This window comes from Peribacillus sp. NPDC096379, assembly GCF_044762875.1.
In the GTDB taxonomy this organism is placed as follows: Bacteria; Bacillota; Bacilli; order Bacillales; family DSM-1321; genus Peribacillus.
Genome location: NZ_JBIWFD010000003.1, coordinates 197,362 through 214,697, shown reverse-complemented (window position 1 = coordinate 214,697; position 17,336 = coordinate 197,362). Strand labels below are relative to the sequence as shown.

General features: G+C 37.0%; 14 protein-coding genes. 8 read left to right on the top strand and 6 right to left on the bottom strand.

Going from position 1 to position 17,336, the window contains the following annotated elements:
• The first annotated feature begins 104 nt into the window (after nucleotides 1-104).
• Both ACIQZI_RS15150 and glsA read left to right on the top strand, forming a co-directional pair.
• Nucleotides 105-467 carry a hypothetical protein gene (locus ACIQZI_RS15150; RefSeq protein ID WP_403074361.1) on the top strand — a complete coding sequence of 121 codons (363 nt, stop codon included), beginning with the start codon at nucleotides 105-107 and terminating at the stop codon, nucleotides 465-467.
• Nucleotides 451-1,386, top strand: coding sequence for a glutaminase A (glsA, locus tag ACIQZI_RS15145; protein WP_062183969.1), 936 nt, complete (start codon nucleotides 451-453; stop codon nucleotides 1,384-1,386). Before ACIQZI_RS15150 ends, glsA begins: the two co-directional genes overlap by 17 nt.
• A gap of 145 nt (nucleotides 1,387-1,531) precedes the next feature.
• Here glsA and ACIQZI_RS15140 read toward each other — a convergent pair whose 3' ends face one another.
• Together ACIQZI_RS15140 and ACIQZI_RS15135 are read right to left on the bottom strand one after the other, a co-directional pair.
• Nucleotides 1,532-3,010 (bottom strand): methyl-accepting chemotaxis protein, encoded by a 1,479-nt coding sequence (locus ACIQZI_RS15140; RefSeq protein ID WP_403074359.1) that lies wholly within the window; start codon nucleotides 3,008-3,010, stop codon nucleotides 1,532-1,534.
• The gene (locus ACIQZI_RS15135; RefSeq protein WP_403074357.1) at nucleotides 2,997-3,587 is read right to left on the bottom strand and encodes a GNAT family N-acetyltransferase; all 591 of its coding nucleotides are present in this window, start codon (nucleotides 3,585-3,587) and stop codon (nucleotides 2,997-2,999) included. Before ACIQZI_RS15135 ends, ACIQZI_RS15140 begins: the two co-directional genes overlap by 14 nt.
• A 631-nt stretch (nucleotides 3,588-4,218) precedes the next feature.
• Here ACIQZI_RS15135 and ACIQZI_RS15130 point away from each other — a divergent pair.
• The 5 genes from ACIQZI_RS15130 to ACIQZI_RS15110 all read left to right on the top strand — a co-directional run bounded on the left by ACIQZI_RS15130 (nucleotide 4,219) and on the right by ACIQZI_RS15110 (nucleotide 11,543).
• Nucleotides 4,219-5,373, top strand: coding sequence for a M20 metallopeptidase family protein (locus ACIQZI_RS15130; protein WP_062183963.1), 1,155 nt, complete (start codon nucleotides 4,219-4,221; stop codon nucleotides 5,371-5,373).
• Nucleotides 5,374-5,927: 554 nt separating this feature from the next.
• A complete protein-coding gene (locus ACIQZI_RS15125) occupies nucleotides 5,928-6,848 on the top strand; it encodes a patatin-like phospholipase family protein (protein WP_403074355.1) in 921 nt (306 codons plus the stop codon).
• Nucleotides 6,849-7,591: 743 nt separating this feature from the next.
• Entirely contained in the window at nucleotides 7,592-8,605 is a 1,014-nt protein-coding gene (locus ACIQZI_RS15120) for a DUF1646 family protein (protein ID WP_403074353.1), read from the top strand.
• A 261-nt stretch (nucleotides 8,606-8,866) separates the two neighbouring features.
• Nucleotides 8,867-9,853, top strand: a complete 987-nt coding sequence (locus tag ACIQZI_RS15115; protein ID WP_062183954.1) for a diaminopimelate dehydrogenase — start codon at nucleotides 8,867-8,869, stop codon at nucleotides 9,851-9,853.
• 337 nt (nucleotides 9,854-10,190) lie between these two features.
• Complete coding sequence (locus ACIQZI_RS15110; protein WP_403074350.1) at nucleotides 10,191-11,543, top strand: FAD-binding oxidoreductase; 1,353 nt, start codon at nucleotides 10,191-10,193, stop codon at nucleotides 11,541-11,543.
• A 267-nt stretch (nucleotides 11,544-11,810) separates the two neighbouring features.
• Here the strand turns inward: ACIQZI_RS15110 and ACIQZI_RS15105 are convergent, their stop codons facing one another.
• A complete protein-coding gene (locus ACIQZI_RS15105; protein ID WP_403074348.1) occupies nucleotides 11,811-12,365 on the bottom strand; it encodes a sugar O-acetyltransferase in 555 nt (184 codons plus the stop codon).
• A 59-nt stretch (nucleotides 12,366-12,424) separates the two neighbouring features.
• A complete protein-coding gene (locus ACIQZI_RS15100) occupies nucleotides 12,425-13,039 on the bottom strand; it encodes a hypothetical protein (RefSeq protein WP_403074346.1) in 615 nt (204 codons plus the stop codon).
• Between the two features lie 264 nt (nucleotides 13,040-13,303).
• Here ACIQZI_RS15100 and ACIQZI_RS15095 point away from each other — a divergent pair, with 264 nt between their 5' ends.
• Complete coding sequence (locus ACIQZI_RS15095; RefSeq protein WP_403074344.1) at nucleotides 13,304-14,248, top strand: FkbM family methyltransferase; 945 nt, start codon at nucleotides 13,304-13,306, stop codon at nucleotides 14,246-14,248.
• 242 nt (nucleotides 14,249-14,490) lie between these two features.
• Here the strand turns inward: ACIQZI_RS15095 and ACIQZI_RS15090 are convergent, their stop codons facing one another.
• Both ACIQZI_RS15090 and ACIQZI_RS15085 read right to left on the bottom strand, forming a co-directional pair.
• Nucleotides 14,491-15,723, bottom strand: coding sequence for an ATP-binding protein (locus tag ACIQZI_RS15090; protein WP_403074342.1), 1,233 nt, complete (start codon nucleotides 15,721-15,723; stop codon nucleotides 14,491-14,493).
• Nucleotides 15,724-16,077: 354 nt separating this feature from the next.
• Nucleotides 16,078-17,256 (bottom strand): pyridoxal phosphate-dependent aminotransferase, encoded by a 1,179-nt coding sequence (locus ACIQZI_RS15085; protein ID WP_403074340.1) that lies wholly within the window; start codon nucleotides 17,254-17,256, stop codon nucleotides 16,078-16,080.
• Between the last annotated feature and the right edge of the window lie 80 nt (nucleotides 17,257-17,336).

Genomic DNA, 17,336 nt, shown 5'->3' with positions numbered 1-17,336 from the left:
TTTACAGATCTACCCGAATGAAAAAGCCCACTTCTTCAGGGGTGGTATGATAGTGAGGTCGAACCAGGCGTGTTTTATGACACGTAATGGTTCGACTTTTTTCTATGTTAAACAAAAATCAGAGGAATAGGAAAGAAAGCAATCATCCTTTGTCTAGTCTTTCACGAAAAGTAAGAGCGCTCGCTACCGGGAATCATGATTATGAGTCGAATTCTGAGATTTACACGTCAGAATGGGCAACGTATGTGAAAAATCTCCAACTTGCAAGCGGGAAAGGTTGCTTTTCGCGCCGGATTCCTGATTTGCGAGCCGGAAAGGTTGCTTTTCGCGCCAGATTAGAATTTGCACACCAGCCTGAGAATTTTCGGAACCAGCTCCGAAAAGTTATGCTCCATAACAAGTATATTATATTATTAAAGCATTTGGCATATACTACTATGGGTGATAAATATGCCATGCCAATCTAGTGATGAACTAAAGATATTAGTGGAAGAAGCAAGGATCTGTACAAAAAACGGCAAGGTTGCTAACTATATTCCTGCACTTGGAAAAGCAAAGGCGAACGATTTATCCATTGCTATCCACTATCCTGACGGGCGCTGTCTATCAGCAGGAAATATCGAAAAAAAGATTACCCTGCAAAGTATCTCAAAGGTGATTAGCTTAGCTTTAGTCTTGATGGACAGAGGACTAGACGATGTGTTTGGGCATGTTGGAATGGAGCCAACTGGAGATCCGTTCAATTCAATTGTGAAATTAGAAACGATGGCTCCTACGAAACCGTTAAATCCTTTGATCAATGCAGGTGCCCTTGTTGTGACAAACATGATTAAAGGGAACACGGTTGAAGAGCGGTTTTTGCGGCTCTTATCCTTCATTCGGGAGATGACCAACGATTCAACAATCGGTTATTGTGAGGAAGTAGCACGTTCTGAATTTGAAACATCTCATTTAAACCGGGCTTTATGTTATTTTTTAAAACAGCATAATATGATGGCTGAGAATACAGATGTAGAACAACTAATGGATTTATATACAAAACAATGTGCCATAGAAATGAATTGTTTGGATTTGGCTCGAATCGGCTTGGTGTTTGCAATGGATGGAGTCGATCCTCTAAGTGGCAAACAAATCATCCCTACAGATGTCGCTCGTATTTGTAAAACATTTATGGTGACATGTGGCATGTATAATGCCTCTGGAGAATTTGCCATCAAAATTGGCATTCCCGCGAAAAGCGGTGTATCCGGTGGAATTATGGGTGCTGTACCAGGAAAGTTCGGCATTGGAATTTTTGGCCCTGCCCTAGACGAAAAAGGAAACAGTATTGCTGGAATAAAATTATTGGAGCTGTTATCAAAGAATTATCAGTTGAGTATGTTTTAGAAGAAGCTTATCCCGGTTTAACAGGCTGTTGTATCCCGAAAAGTAAGTTTGACGCTAAATATCTATAATATAAAGTTACCTTTTTTATATCGAACAATAAAGAAGAGAGAAGCCAAGAATACGACCTCTCTCTTCTTTATTGTTTTTATCTCTTATCCAGTAACACAGATATCTCTTGTTCAAGTCTTACAAATCCATCTGACATACTTTGAATCTCTTTTTGTTGATTGGACACAAGTTGGAGTGTGTCATCAAGACTTTCTTTATTTATTTCAGTTGTATTTAAGTTTATTTCTACACCTGCACCAACCTCTTGCATCATGCTTCGCACATTCAAGATAAAATCTTGCAGATCTTTTGTTTGGTTAGAAATGTTTTGCATATAGGAATCCACATTAGAGAAAATTCCTTTCACTTCAACCATTCCGACTGTATTTTTCTCGATTGATTTTTGCGATTGCGAAATTGTGTTTGCAGCTGTATTCATTTTTGAATGGATTCCGGAAAGTAATTCGGAAATAGAGTCAGATGATACTTTAGAGGATTCTGCTAATTTTCTAACCTCTTCAGCTACAACAGCAAATCCTTTCCCATGTTCCCCTGCTCGTGCTGCTTCTATTGATGCGTTTAAAGCAAGTAGGTTCGTCTGTTTTGATATGTCAGAAATCGTCTGAATGATTTTTTCAATTGATTCTGTTTCCTCATTTAACTCTTGCATAAGATGAATCGTACCTTGAATATCACGATTGAAAGTAACTAAGTCATTCTCCAACGTGTCAATCCGTTTCCCACTTTCATGGGTTGCCATTTTCGTAGACTCTACATAATTGTGCATCTCCGTAATGGAGCTTGTCATATCGTCTACTTGATTATTCGTAGATTCCATGCCTTTATTTAATTCTTTAGATTTTTCCGTTTGAGCATCAAATGTTTGAAGCATTTCATCTAATAAGGCAACAATTTCTAAACCGCGTGTATTTGCACCATCCGTTGCTTGATTCAAATCCACTTGATACTCTTTTACGGATGCTAGCGAATGAGTAATGCCATCTAACATTTGTTGTAATTTCTCTTGCGATTCAATCGCTTCTAATTTTTGCACGACTACATCTTTCTGTAACTTATTATTGAAATATGCTTGCAACATAGAAGCTAATGATACAAAACAAAAGGTGAGTAAGAAATACATTAAATCAACAGGATTCGTTGAATGAAAAATGACTTCACCTTGTGTGAAAAAGTAATAGGATACGATTGCTAACGAGATTAAAATGGTTAATCCGTTAATAATTTTATCTTGGTAAATGCCCATAACGGCAACATAAAAGTAGATAGTCATAATATTGATCATATGTGGATCAATACTAACGATTGTAAACATGAAAGCCCCAATTACAATTAAATTAAAATATTTCATAAATAGAGCCAGTTTATCTTTCCATCGTGATCGATTGGAGATATAGGCAAATGGGGCTAATACTCCATAAATGATGCCAAGAACTGTCGCAACAAAAGCAAATGAAATACCAAGGACGAGGTTCAATAACTGGACTGTTGTTATAATGCCTGCAAAAACTAGAACGACCCAATTATTTCTTCTTACTAATAAGTCAATATTCTCCAACTAAATCCCCTTCTTTCTGTTCAATTGATGTTGAAAGCCAAGTATATTTTTCAAGATGCTTGTTTTCATAAACTTCCTTTAGATGAAAAAGCGTAGGCACTGCATACGCACCTTTGTAAAAAACATCATCCTTTACCTTTACAGATAAGATATGGTATGAATCGTTAAATGAACGAAAAACGTTAGGATCAGCGATTCCAATTGCATGTGTGTAGCCATTTTTTTCTGCATAATCAATCATTAAAGAAATCCCACTTCTGCCAAGCATTCCACGATATTCAGGTAAAACGGCAAAACTATCAACTTCCATGACTTTCATATCATTCGTTACAACATCTTTAAATAAGTTCTTCATAAAAGGGTTTGTCCACATTCCATAAGGTGTGAATTCAAATGTCCCGCCATAATTCCCGTCTTCACTAACGAATAAAAATAAATCAGAACCATTTTTGGCATATTCCATTTCGAATCCCTTTTCATCCCACGACACTTTCTTAATACGATGAAATGTTGCAAGTTCCTCTTCTGTGCTAACTTTTTTGTACTTCAAGGTGCTTCTTTCTTTTACTGCATTCAAGGTATATACTCCTCCAGTGTTACAATCTACGATTTATGTAGATGTATTAATTTAATTAAACAAAATCTATGCTATTTGGCCTATATGTTATTATTCGACATATTATGAAAAATTTTTAGCTTATCTTATAAAGCTTTTCATAAAACACCAAAAATTTCTCCAAATCCCAACAATTTCCCTGTGGGATTAATTTTTCTATAAACGTTCAAAAGGAAGGACAAAAGAGTGATTGCATCATTCTATATCATTAAAAATGAAGAAATCTTTTGAATGGGATCGAACGAAAGTCTCAAATCAGGTACGAAATGGACGACTTTGAATCGAGTCGGATGGGTATTGAATAAGGATTTCTTAAAAAATACCGTTGTATAAAAATTAATATATATGTATAATTCTTTTTATTTGAAAGCTGATTTACTACTTTTCATTCTGCAAGGAAATAAGAGTAGATTTTACAAAAGAGTCTTCACAAACCATATAGGGTGATAAGTGGATAATAGTAGGGGTAAGGAGGAAATGGATTAAGTGGTTGTTGCCCTTTTTCTTTATTCAAATTGGGATTACCATTATCGCACTTATAATTGCGCAGTGGATTCATTATGGACCGTTTTAAACAAAGGAGGAAATTTTTTTGCCGTATACCCATATAGATGAACAGTTAATTAAACAAGCGATTGAAGATCGTCGCTTTTTTCACCAATATCCCGAGTTATCGGGATTAGAATTCGAAACATGTGCATTTATTCGTAACAGACTTGAAGCATTAAAAATAGAAATATTAGATTTCGAACCACCTAGTGTGATTGGTTTTGTAAAAGGGACAAAAGGAAACAAAACGATCGCGTTAAGAGCAGATATTGACGCTTTGCCGATAACAGAAGAAGGTGATAAACCTTATCTATCAAAAAATCCAGGCGTTGCGCATATGTGTGGGCATGATGGTCATACAGCGACATTGTTAGCTGTAGCCGAATGGCTATCGATTAAAGGAAATGAAGTCGAACCAAATATTGTCCTTATTTTTCAATCGGCCGAAGAAATTACCCCTAGTGGAGCAGATAGGCTCATTAAACAGGGAGTTTTAGAAAATGTCGATGCCATTTTTGGGATTCATTTGTGGCAAGGGATGGAAAAAGGAAAAATCGGCCTAACACATGGACCGATGATGGCGTCAATTGATGACTTTGAAATCATGATTCAAGGTTCAGGTGGACATGGATCAATGCCTCATGAGACCGTTGATCCGATCTATGTGGCCACCCACGTGATTCAATCTTTGCAAAGTATCATTAGTCGAAAATTAAATCCAATCGATTCTGGTGTCATTACAGTTGGAAAGATTGAAGCGGGAACAACCTATAATATTATTCCTGATACAGCGAAATTAATTGGTACGATCCGGGCATTAACGCCGGAAGCTGTTGATACGCTTCAAAGCCAAATGGTTCAATTAACAGAAGGGATTTGCAAAGCATTCGAGGCAATTGGTCAAGTGGATTTTATCATCGGAACGCCACCGCTTGTTAATAATCCTAAAGAATCTCGCTTTGTGGAGTCAGTCATTCGCCAATCTTTTGGTGATGATGTATTCGAGTTAGTTGATCCAGTGATGGGAGGGGAAGACTTCTCTTATTATTTACAAAATAAACCGGGTGCGTTTATCTTTGTAGGTATGGGTGGAGAGAAGAGCATGTATCCGCACCACCATCCTAAATTCGACATTGATGAAGAGGTTATACCAGAAGCGATTAAGTTATTTATCGAAATTGCTAAAAATTATAAATAAGGAAGAATGCTTGTAATGCTTCTCATTCGTCTTTATCGTAATTTGGCGAGAATATGATCCGGTTTTATTTGAATAATTTGATATTTCGTTCATTAAACAGGACAGCTCATCGGGAGCCGTTCTGTTTTTAATTTCAAATTAATAGAAGCCCGCGACTTCATGAAAGTGCCATTCGATATAGGAACTTCTAAGGTAGTTATGTTAGTACAAACTTTTTAGCGTAACATATTGCCAAACAGTGATAAAAAAACAAAGAACAAAGATCGAAATGGCGGTTTTGCTTTTTTGGTCATTTAGAATTAATAGACTAAGACTTATAGCAAAAGCTTGTCTCCTTTCATAGGATAAAGAAAAGCTGTATTCAATGCTACCTGAATTCAGTTGTCCCAAACGGGCTTAGCATAACGCGGAAAACGTATGTTAATCAAATTTCGAAATGAAAAAATAGAAGGATTTCAGAATAAGAGGAGTTGTGCAAATTTACTTGAAATGATTGTTAATTTGCTATCGTAGCAGTTTAGTAATGAATAATTTTAATGGAGAGGTGAAAAACATTGAAGGTAGATGCTGTTTTTGAAGGTGGTGGAGTCAGGGGAATTGCTTTTATCGGTGCGATTCAAGCAATGGAAGAGGAAAACGTAGAATGGGAAAGGCTGGCTGGAACATCAGCGGGAGCGGTAATTGCTGCTCTTTTGGCAAGCGGCTATAAAAGCTATGAAATTAGAGACCAGCTGAGTGACATTGATTTCTCAAAGCTTCGAGGTAGGACGATTTTGAACCGACTTCCCGTTGTGGGCACTTTTTTAGCACTTATGGTTCATCTAGGAATGTATAAAAATGATTATTTGGAAACATGGTTGGATTCACTTCTTGCAGAAAAAGGCATTAAGACATTTGCGGATCTTCCAGAAGGCAAGTTAAAGATTATTGCTTCTGATATTTCGAATGGCCAAATGCTTATTTTGCCAGATGATTTGGGACGTTATAGGATGACTCCTGCTGATTTAAAAGTTTCGACTGCCGTTATGATGAGTACTTCCTTGCCCTTTTTCTTCCGTCCGGTTATTTGGAAATCAAAAGACCGTAACAAATCCTACATTTTAGATGGTGGTTTGCTTAGTAACTTCCCAATCTGGATATTTGATACAGACAACCCTCGTTTTCCAACGTTTGGCTTCCATTTTGTGAAAAATGAAGTGAACATAAATGCCGTTATCCCAACGCCAATCCACCTTTTTAAAAATATATTTAAAACGATGCTTCAAGCTCATGATTTACGATATATGAACGAAGGAACGATTGAACGCACGATTCAAATTCCTACTGGCGACATCAGCGCAACTGATTTTGAACTGAATGAGGATGAAATCGATTTTCTCTATAAATCAGGCTATACCTCTACTAAAGAATTTTTGTCGAAGTGGGATTTTGAACAATATAAGATCAAACGAATGCAAAGAGTAAAGAATAAGTAGATAAAAGAAAACTCTATCTCGTCAAAACAGGGCTATAGTGTAACCAAACATAAAAAGCGGGCCTCTTTTCGCTACATGTGTTTTCTGCTTAGCCATTTCTGCTCGAAATAGTAACCATTTTAATAAATGAGGTATATGTGAGCACACTTTTCATGAGGTGTGCTTGTTGTTCTTTTAGGAGCTTTGATGTCTGTATATGTTGAAGAGGTTGTTCAAAAAGTCCGGTAAAAAAGCTTGCGAATTGTATCAAAGCTCATGAATGACCTTCTGTTAAAACCGCGCACGTCCTGTGCGCAACACAGAAATCAGCACATCCTGTGCAAGTCTGGTCCTCTCGAGATGCGCTCCTCGAACTTTTCGGCTCTTTTTATCCTCCTTTTTGAACATGCACTTGAATGGGAGTTTGCCAATTTTAACTTTATTGTGAGTAAACTCGTTATGGAATGTGCATTTCAATTCTGGTATGCAAATCGTAAATCGGGCTCGTGAACTTAACTTCTGGATCCCGAGGTGCTCTTCTTTTCGCTGAGAAATAGGCTAAAGGCAGGATGTTCTCTATCATTTTACTTTGATACTACTATAATCCTGGGTAAAGGTCTGCAATTTGCGAAATAAAGGGTAATTCGTTCAACGAATTATCAGAATAATATAACTACCATGACGTATTTATGTTAAAATAGTTTTATAGAGTGTTTTACATACTATTTTGCTGCAAGCAAGGCTTGTTTGAGAGGGAGAAATCAATGATTATTGGGTTGTTACTTATTTTACTTCTAGTATTATTTTTGCCTTTTTTCGTAAAATACATTGAAGAAAATTTAGAAGTATTTTTGTTTATTATGGGTTTTTTAGCTGCAATCGTTGGCGGCGTATTTGACAAGCATCTTCTAATTAAAGCATTAGAGGATCCGATTAAAATTACGATTGCCGTTTTGGTGGCTGGGCTATTATTTAAGTGGCTTAAGACACCTTTAGAAAAAGGGATTCTAGGCATAAGTCGTGCGATGCCTTTTCGGTTATTTATTGCTCTAGTCGTTATTATCTTAGGCTTGATTTCAAGTGTGATTACTGCAATTATTGCTGCTTTAATTTTAGTTCTCATTGTCAGTGTTCTGACACTTGACCGTCAATCAGAGGTTCGACTTGTCGTTTTAGCCTGCTTCTCTATTGGTCTTGGAGCAGCGTTAACACCGATTGGTGAGCCGCTTTCAACCATCGCCATCAGTAAATTAGGAGAGGATTTCTTTTATCTCTTGCGATTAATTGGCCCTGAAGTTATTCCAGCTGTGCTGATTTTCGGGATTCTTGCTGCGTTTTTGGTGCATCCGAAACAAACTCAAGATGGGCTGTCCAACAATCAATCGAGCGAAACCTATCGTGAAATTATGATTAGAACGATAAAAATTTATCTGTTTGTCATGGGATTAACCCTTCTTGGAGCAGGTTTTGAAACGTTGATTAATCGTTACCTACTTGATTTGAATACCGGAATTCTTTACTGGATTAATATGATTTCAGCAGTTCTCGATAATGCAACACTTGCTGCCGCTGAAATTAGCCCTTCTATGGATGAACCGACCATAAAGGCAATTCTACTTGGTCTATTGATTAGTGGTGGGATGCTTATACCAGGTAACATCCCGAACATCATTTCAGCAGGAAAGCTAGGGATCACAAGTAAGGAATGGGCAAAATTTGGTCTTCCTGTTGGTCTAGCTACTATGTTTGTTTTCTTTATTGTTATCACTTTATTTTAATAGGATAGGGAGCATGGAATTTCTTATTAGCGCACAACACTAATACGACAAAGGAGCCACAAAGGTTCCTTTGTCTTTTGAAGTTATGGGATAAAACTTGCCTAACACTATGTTTTCATTCACAATTCAACTCTCTGAATCAATCTAACTTTTGAAATAAATCAATCTTCATCTCATATTTGTGTGTCATACAAAAAAAGTAATATAATATAGAAAGGACTAAAATTGTCCTCGGAAAATTCAACGATGGAGGGGAACACGATGAGCAATCAAATTAAAATAGGAATCGTCGGGTATGGTAATCTTGGCAGAGGAACAGTAGAGGCAATTAAACAATGTCCAGATATGGATCTTGTCGCTATTTTTACAAGAAGAACACCTGACAGTATTTCGGTAAATGAACCAAATGTGAAGGTTTTACATATTTCCAAAGCAGTGGATTATAAGGATGAAATTGATGTTATGATTTTATGTGGAGGATCAGCAACGGATCTTCCAGAACAAGGCCCTGATTTGGCCAAAATGTTTAACACAATTGACAGCTATGATACACATGCTAAAATTCCTGAATATTTTAATTCGGTTGATCGTTCTGCAAAAGAAAGTGGAAAGACAAGCATTATTTCTGTTGGCTGGGATCCAGGTTTGTTCTCGATCAATCGTTTAATGGCAGAAGCGATTTTACCGAACGGTGAAAATTACACGTTCTGGGGTAAAGGTGTTAGCCAAGGACACTCAGATGCTGTTCGTAGAGTTGAAGGTGTGAAAGGTGCTGTTCAATATACGGTACCAATCGATGAGGCAATTGAAAAAGTAAGGAATGGCGCAAATCCTGAATTATCCACGGCAGAGAAACATCTTCGTGTTTGCTATGTTGTAGCGGAAGAAGGATATGATCAAGCTAAAATTGAACAAGATATTGTCACGATGCCGAACTACTTTGCCGATTATGAAACAAAAGTGAACTTTATTACAGAAGAAGAATTAAAAGAGAATCACTCAAAATTGCCACATGGTGGTTTTGTTATTCGTGGTGGGAAAACAGGATCAGACAATAAACAAATTATTGAATTCTCACTAAATCTCGAGAGTAATCCAGAATTTACAGCAAGCGTATTAGTCGCATATGCGCGAGCTGCATATCGCTTAAACAAAGAGGGACAAGTTGGTGCCAAAACTGTTTATGAGATTGCACCTGTATATTTATCTCCAAAATCTGCAGAAGAATTAAGAAGAGATCTATTGTAGAATTTCCCTTTGAGAATCCCTTGAAGCTATATAGCATATTTAACAAATAAAGAGGATGTCCATAAGGGTCTGACCTCGCACTCTAAATCAGTATGTAGCGTTTTATACACTGTATTTAGTTATTGCGGGGTCTGACCCTTTGCTTTTGGGACACCCCTTTTTTTTGTATCAAAATTCAGGCCCAGCGCGAAAAACTCATGTTCTAATTTGTATTCTTAATCTACGATACTGTGCCGATTTACTTCAAAGGTCTTTTCCTAAAAATGATTCATAGAATTTATAGAAAAACCCTTTACACAATGAAAGCCATGACTCATCGGCAGAAAGGGGATTCTTTTTGGAAAAGACGAAACTGACAGGTCGAATTGTCACACCGAATGATTCTGATTATGAGCAAGCGAGAATAAATCTGAACTTGAGCATCCCAAAGTTTCCAAGGGTGATCGTTTTTTGTCAAAATGTTCAAGATGTAGTGAATGCATTAAAATGGGTGAGGGAGAATCGTATCCCTTTCCGTTTGAGAAGTGGACGCCATAACTTTGAAAATTTTTCTTTAGTGAACAGAGGCCTGATTATTGATGTAAGTGAAATGAATCAAATAACAGTTAATCGCCAAAGTTTAACCGCGAAGATTGAAGCGGGTGCTGGATTAGGGAAAGTATATCAAGAATTATGGGAATACGGAGTCACCATTCCTGCTGGAACATCTGTCAATACGGGGATTGTCGGTCTCACGCTTGGTGGTGGAATTGGTTTACTAACAAGATTATTTGGCCTGACTTGTGATCAACTACTTGAAATTGAAATGGTTAAAGCTTCTTCCAAAAGAGGCGCGGAAGTTATTAAAGCGAATAAGTATGAAAATAGTGATTTGTTTTGGGCTTCTCGTGGTGGTGGTGGCGGGAACTTTGGTATTGTCACATCCTTAACATTTAGGGTACATCCAATCTCGGACGTAGCGATTTTCTCGATTACATGGGGATGGGAGGATTTTGAGGAGGTATTTAACGTATGGCAGAATTGGGCACCTTTCACGGATAAACGCCTTACTTCTACAATTGAATTAAGAGCGAAGGAAGTAAATAGAATCGAAGTACTTGGGGAGTTTGTTGGTCCTGTTGCCAAATTAAAACAGCTTATTCAGCCATTATTAAAAGCCGGCAGTCCCATTGCTCAAAGAGTAAAAGCGGTACGGTATATTGATACGGTCAAATTTTTTGATTCTCCAAGTGGAGACCGTCCATCCAATTTTAAGCGATCCGGTTCGTTTATAGAAGAACCACTTCCTAGAGAAGCCATTCTAAAGATGAAACAATTTTTGGCCAGAGCACCTAACGAAAATGCGGCCATATGGCATCAATCACTGGGAGGTGCAGTTAACCGACTTGCCCCTAAAGATACAGCTTACTATTACCGAGAAGCTATTATCGCTCAGGAGTATATTTCTTCTTGGAATTCCACTAGTGAGGAACGGCAAAACGTCCATTGGATTGAAAGTCTAAGAAAGGCGCTATCAAAGAATACAATGGGCGACTATGTGAACTGGCCGGATATTTATATTAAAGACTGGCCAACCACCTACTATGGCGAAAATGTCAACCGACTTAGAAAAGTTAAAACCGAATATGATCCGTATAACGTATTTACCTTTCCTCAAAGCATCCCTCCCTACAATAAACGAATATTTTAATAACGAAAGGAAATGACTCTAAAGGTAGTACGTAACGAGTCATTTTCTTTTATCGTATTCCGACGTAATCTTCTAAACAACGGGGGACTGCGTCCCGTTTTTAATAACCTTAAGATATTTGAGGAACATCGTATTATCAATGCCGCCAAACAACGTATTTCTAACGCTCAATATGCTACATTTGGAGATCATTACAAGTAATACCGTACGAAAAAACGGTGGCTTTCACATGAATGTGCACTGTTTTTTAGTTAATAAATAGCAAGACTAGATTTGCTTAATCACCTTGCAAGGTACACCGGCAGCTACAACATTCGGGGGAATATCTTTTGTAACAACGCTACCTGACCCGATGATACTATTTTCACCAATCGTAACACCAGGGTTCACAACAACGTTTGCTCCTAACCATACCTTATTTCCAATCGTAACAGGTAAAGCATATACATCACCCTTTGCTCTGGCTTCAGGATCTGTCACGTGATTTGCGGTGTAAATTCCTACTCTTGGTCCAAATAATACATCATTCCCAATCGTAACTTTTGCACAATCTAGTATGATTGCATCGTAATTGGCAAAGAAATTATCCCCTACATGGATATTAAATCCGTATTCAACTCGAAAGTTAGGCTCAATCATTGTATTCTTGCCTCGTGCTTGAAATAACTTGTCCAATAATAGATTTCTCTGTTCCATTTCACTATCAGTTGTCAAATTATATAATCGTGTTATTTTTTTCGCATCTTCTCGTCCTTTTATCAACTCAGGTTCAAAATCACAATACACTTCTCCTAAGCACATCTTTTCTATCAAATCCATCATTTTTACCTCGTTTCTATTTAACCAGCTGTAATACCCCATGTTTTAAAACCTCGATCCAACTAATTAATCTTCTCAAGAACAGAGGTAATCGTCGTTTTTTCTTTCCCCTCTTGCATAGTGAACTCCCGCTTAATTTCACCGAGTCCTGCCACAAAATATTTACGTGTAACGGAATGGTCCTCGTTGTTTATTTCAATGACAATTACGTTTTCAAATTGTTTGTATGGTGTAGAAAGTATAAGCGAGTCCTCAATCACTTTCCAACCATCAAACTCAGATCCGGTTTTTAATGGTAGCTGCAAGTACGTATACACCGGGTTTAGTTGATCAAGTTCATTTTCGGTAGGCAAATAATCATCATAAGCCTCGCTTATTTCTTTCACGACGACAACTTTATTCTCTTCTATGCGAAACGTTCTTAACATTACCGTTCCACCATTATCTTCGTATACATTTACATAATGGTCATTCAACCATTGAGTTCGCGAATTGTATTGCGCATATTCGTTGCCTATCCCCAAGTATTCAGCAATCGCTCCATCTTTCATAAAAAAGTCAGATAAGATACTTTGTTCCGTTTGATTTGTACCGTTATTTTCCGTTTCATGCACAATTTCTTTCTTATGCTCATCTCTTTGATTAGGCACCGACTCATTTCGTCCACAAGCAGCCATAATCAAGAGAGAGAGAGGATCATGAATACACATTGAAATCTTCTCACAAATAAACACTCCTTTACTAATTATTATGATAAGGGAGGGCATTCAAGAACATTTCAACGAACAGAAACATGTACTCTTATTCTACATACAAATAGAATGCCCTTCCACCTATTGTAAATGTTTTGTTAATCTATGATTTAATTGGAGGATTTTCCTATAAGTTAAAGAATTCATAAATACAAGCTTCTAAAGGAGAAACAAATAGGAGGATATACTTTGATATCAAAAGTAGTAGTTCGTACCCCTTTTATAATGAATATGTGGGAGCATCACCCTAAAACCTGGAAATTTTTAATTGATTTGGGGATTTTCTTTAAATATAAAACATTAAACATTGATAAAATTCCAAACAAAATCGTATTACCTTCGTCCAATGTTCTATATATTAATTCAGAGGAAAACCGTGGTAGAGCGTTACTAATTAGCGACGGAATCACACAAAAGCGACTCTCCTATTTTTGGCATACATCTGTAAAAGAGTTCTCGCCAGATCTGATCATAGACGTAGGGGTAAACTATGGTGAATGTCTTTTTTCTACAACCTATCCCGTTCGAACAACCATATATGGAATCGAGGCAAATCATCATCTGATTCAATACATTATTAAGTCAAGAGAGGTTCATCCGAATAAAACCCAAATCACGATTATCAATGCCTTTGCATCAGACAAAGATGACGAACAGAAAGAATTCTTTATTGATAAACATTGGTCGGGGACATCTTCTGCTTCCTATATACCTGCTCACAATATGATTGAAAGGGTACCAGTTCGAACCATCGCGATTGATTCAATCTTAAAAAAAGACATAACAAATGGAACCGTGCTATTTAAAGTAGATGTAGAAGGGTATGAAGCATTCGTCTTAAAAGGAATGATCGAGTTATTCAAGAGATGTGAATCTGCGATTGGTTTTATTGAATTTAATAGTGAGTATATAGAAAAATCTGGAATAAAAGTAGAGGCGTTTTTTTCTTTTTTGCAAAAGTACTTTACGGTTTATATGTATGTAGAAGATGAGATCTTAGTTAAAGCTGACGGTGTTCATTATGAAGATTTAAAAACTATTTTTGGAAAGGACTATATTCATACAGATTTACTAGTTGTAACAGATGAAGAGAATATAGAAGTATTTGATTTTGACATACAAGCTAAGGCCTAAACAAATAGTACGAAGAAGCCTATTCAACCAGAATGGACTTCTTCCTATCAATATTTGATTTGATTTAATTCAAAACTAAGGATTGCTTATTTAAGCATTTGTGGCTAATTTCATCCCGGTTTAACAGATTGTAATACCTCACCTCAAAGCTTGAGGTGAGGGGAGAAACCCCGTGCTAATAGTTATGTATCTTTTTTATCGAATAACATCTAAGTAGATTTAAGGTTTGAACAGCTTGTTTCCTATCCCATTTTTGTAAAGTGATTATCTTGAGTCATACGATCAATCACGGAATAGACGGGTAGGATAATAGAGAAACAGGTTCCCTCCCCATGCTCACTAGTCACATGAATGTTTCCATTCATCTCTTTAATAATACTAAACGAAACCATCATTCCGAGTCCAGTTCCTTTTTCCTTTGTTGTAAAAAAAGGCTCCCCAAGACGATCGATTTGTTCTTGTGTCATTCCTATTCCTTCATCCTGAATATTAATATGGATCATGCTATTTTCATAGTTTAAGTGGATTTTAATTTCTCCATGATTTGACATGGATTCAATTCCATTTTTCATGATATTAATTAAACATTGTTGGAACTTTTTTCTATCCCCTTTAGCTACATAATAATGATCTACTACAGATAACTTCACCTGTATACCATTCATATTGGCTAAGGGGATAATGACATTGACGGCATGCTGAACTTCCTCATTAATATTAATATTTTCTTCTATGTCGAATGCTGGTTTGGCAAAAGTTAAATAATCGTTAATCACTTCTGTAGCACGATCCAATTCTTGTAACGCAATACTTGCATACTCTTTTCTCGCTTGTGTGGCTTCACCTTCATATAACATTTGGATAAATCCTCGGCTGACAGTGAGTGGATTTCTGACTTCATGAGAGATGCTTGCAGCAAGATGGCTCACAATTTGTAATTTTTCTGCCTTCACTAACTTTTGTAGTACCTGAAAATTTGTTTGAATCACTTCCCAAAGAAGAGTTGAAATGAACATGCCAATGATATGAATGGTGACATACTTCACCCAAAATATGCTATCTAAACTAACTCCAAATATATGTATTGAAACAAATAATGAACTAAATAAGGCAAAAATAATTAATGCGATACTTAACGCTACTTTTTGTTTGATGTTCATTTGTAAATAGTATTTGGATAAGAAGAATACGAGTAAACCGATAAAGATGAATGTGATGGCTGTCACATAAAAACCCACATCATGCCCTTGATAATAGCGGATGATTAGAACCAATAACAATTGAAGTATACCTAAACGAAATCCTCCGATTAAACCTCCTAAAATAAAAGGAATCCAGCGAAGGTCCCAGACGAAACTCTTTTCAAGAGCAACAGGAAGTAGCATGCATAGGATAAGTGAGACAACTGGAAAAATGCCAATAACCCATTTTTTTATTTCCTCTAATCGATACGCATATTTAATCAAATAAACCATTTGTACTAAAAATAGAGTAAGAAGAATAAATAAAAAATTGATAAGTAAGTCCTTTGTCAAAAGATCCATAGCTGCACCGAACTTTCAATAATAGTATGAATAGTATAAATATTATATGTGAATCATACCAAAATAAGTAAATTATTACTAGTGGTAATTAGAAAAGAAAGAGTCTTCAGGAAGTTAGACATGAAAATGGTTCGGCTACAAGTTAAGAAATTTGAAGAACGGCAAGACGGGGGAAGTAGCTTCGTGAGATATTTTTTCACAAAAAAATCCTGACAAATTCATGTCAGGCTCTTACTCTTCTTATTCGATGATAAACAATGATTCATCAATGATACGATGACGAAATCATTGATGAATCATTGGAAATAAATCGAGCTTTCCAATCCGATCAACGGCTTCCACTAACAGCTTTTCATCCACCAATAAACCGACCCGGATATACCCTTCTCCATATTCACCAAACCCTTTTCCAGCAGCAACTGCTACATCTGCTTTCTCAAGCAAATAATCGGCGAATGTTTCACTAGTAAACCCATTAGGAACCGGCAACCAAGCGAAAAACGATCCAGTTGGTGCTTCGACTTTCCAACCAATATTTTGACACGCCGTAATAAAGGCATTTCGGCGTTGTTCATAACGGTTGACAAGTTCTTCAACACATTGCTGATCATCTGTTAGCGCAGCAATTGCGGCCTTTTGCACAGCCGGAAATAGACTAACATATAAATGGTCTTGAATGAGGTTTAAGGCTTCAATTATTTTGGGATTCCCGACTGCAAAGCCAACGCGCCAGCCAGCCATATTGTAGGTTTTCGATAAGGTATACATTTCCACACCAACGTCTTTTGCCCCGTCAACTTCAAGAAAACTTACTGGTTTTTTTCCTTCAAAACCGATGGCACCATAGGCGAAATCATGCAAAATCGTGATGGAATGTTTTTTCGCAAAAGCAACTGTTTCTTCAAAGAAAGTCCGATCTACTGTAGCACCAGTCGGATTGTTCGGATAGTTAAGATACATTAATTTTGCTGCTTCCCTTTGATTTAGCGGTATGGCGTTGAAATCAGGTAAAAACTGATTTTCAGCTTTAAGCGGGAAGGTCTGATACTCGACATTCGCCAACACTGCACCTGATAAATAATCTGGGTAACCTGGATCAGGCAATAACATGAGTTCACCTTCATTTAACAAGCACATTGGCAACTCAACTAAACCGGTTTTCGTCCCGAATAAAATAGCTACTTCAGTCTCTGGGTTGATATCAACTCCGTATTGCTTTTTATAAAATTCAGCTGCAGCAAGCTTTAACTCATTAAGACCTCGAAATGGAGAATATTTGTGTGTTTGAGGATCCTCTGCCGCGGTTTGTAGCGCTTTGATGATATGAGGTGGTGTCGGCTGATCAGGGTTACCTTGACCTAAGTTAATAACATCCCGTCCTTCTACAACTGCTTTGCCTACCTTTTCAACTAGGTTTGCGAAAAATTGTACTGGTAATTTTTTTAAGCGCTCTGAATATTCCATGTGAACCACCTTTTATGTAAGAGTTGCTATTTAATCTAAAATTTTATAATATTTAGATAAAAAAGTCTAGAGGTGTCGAA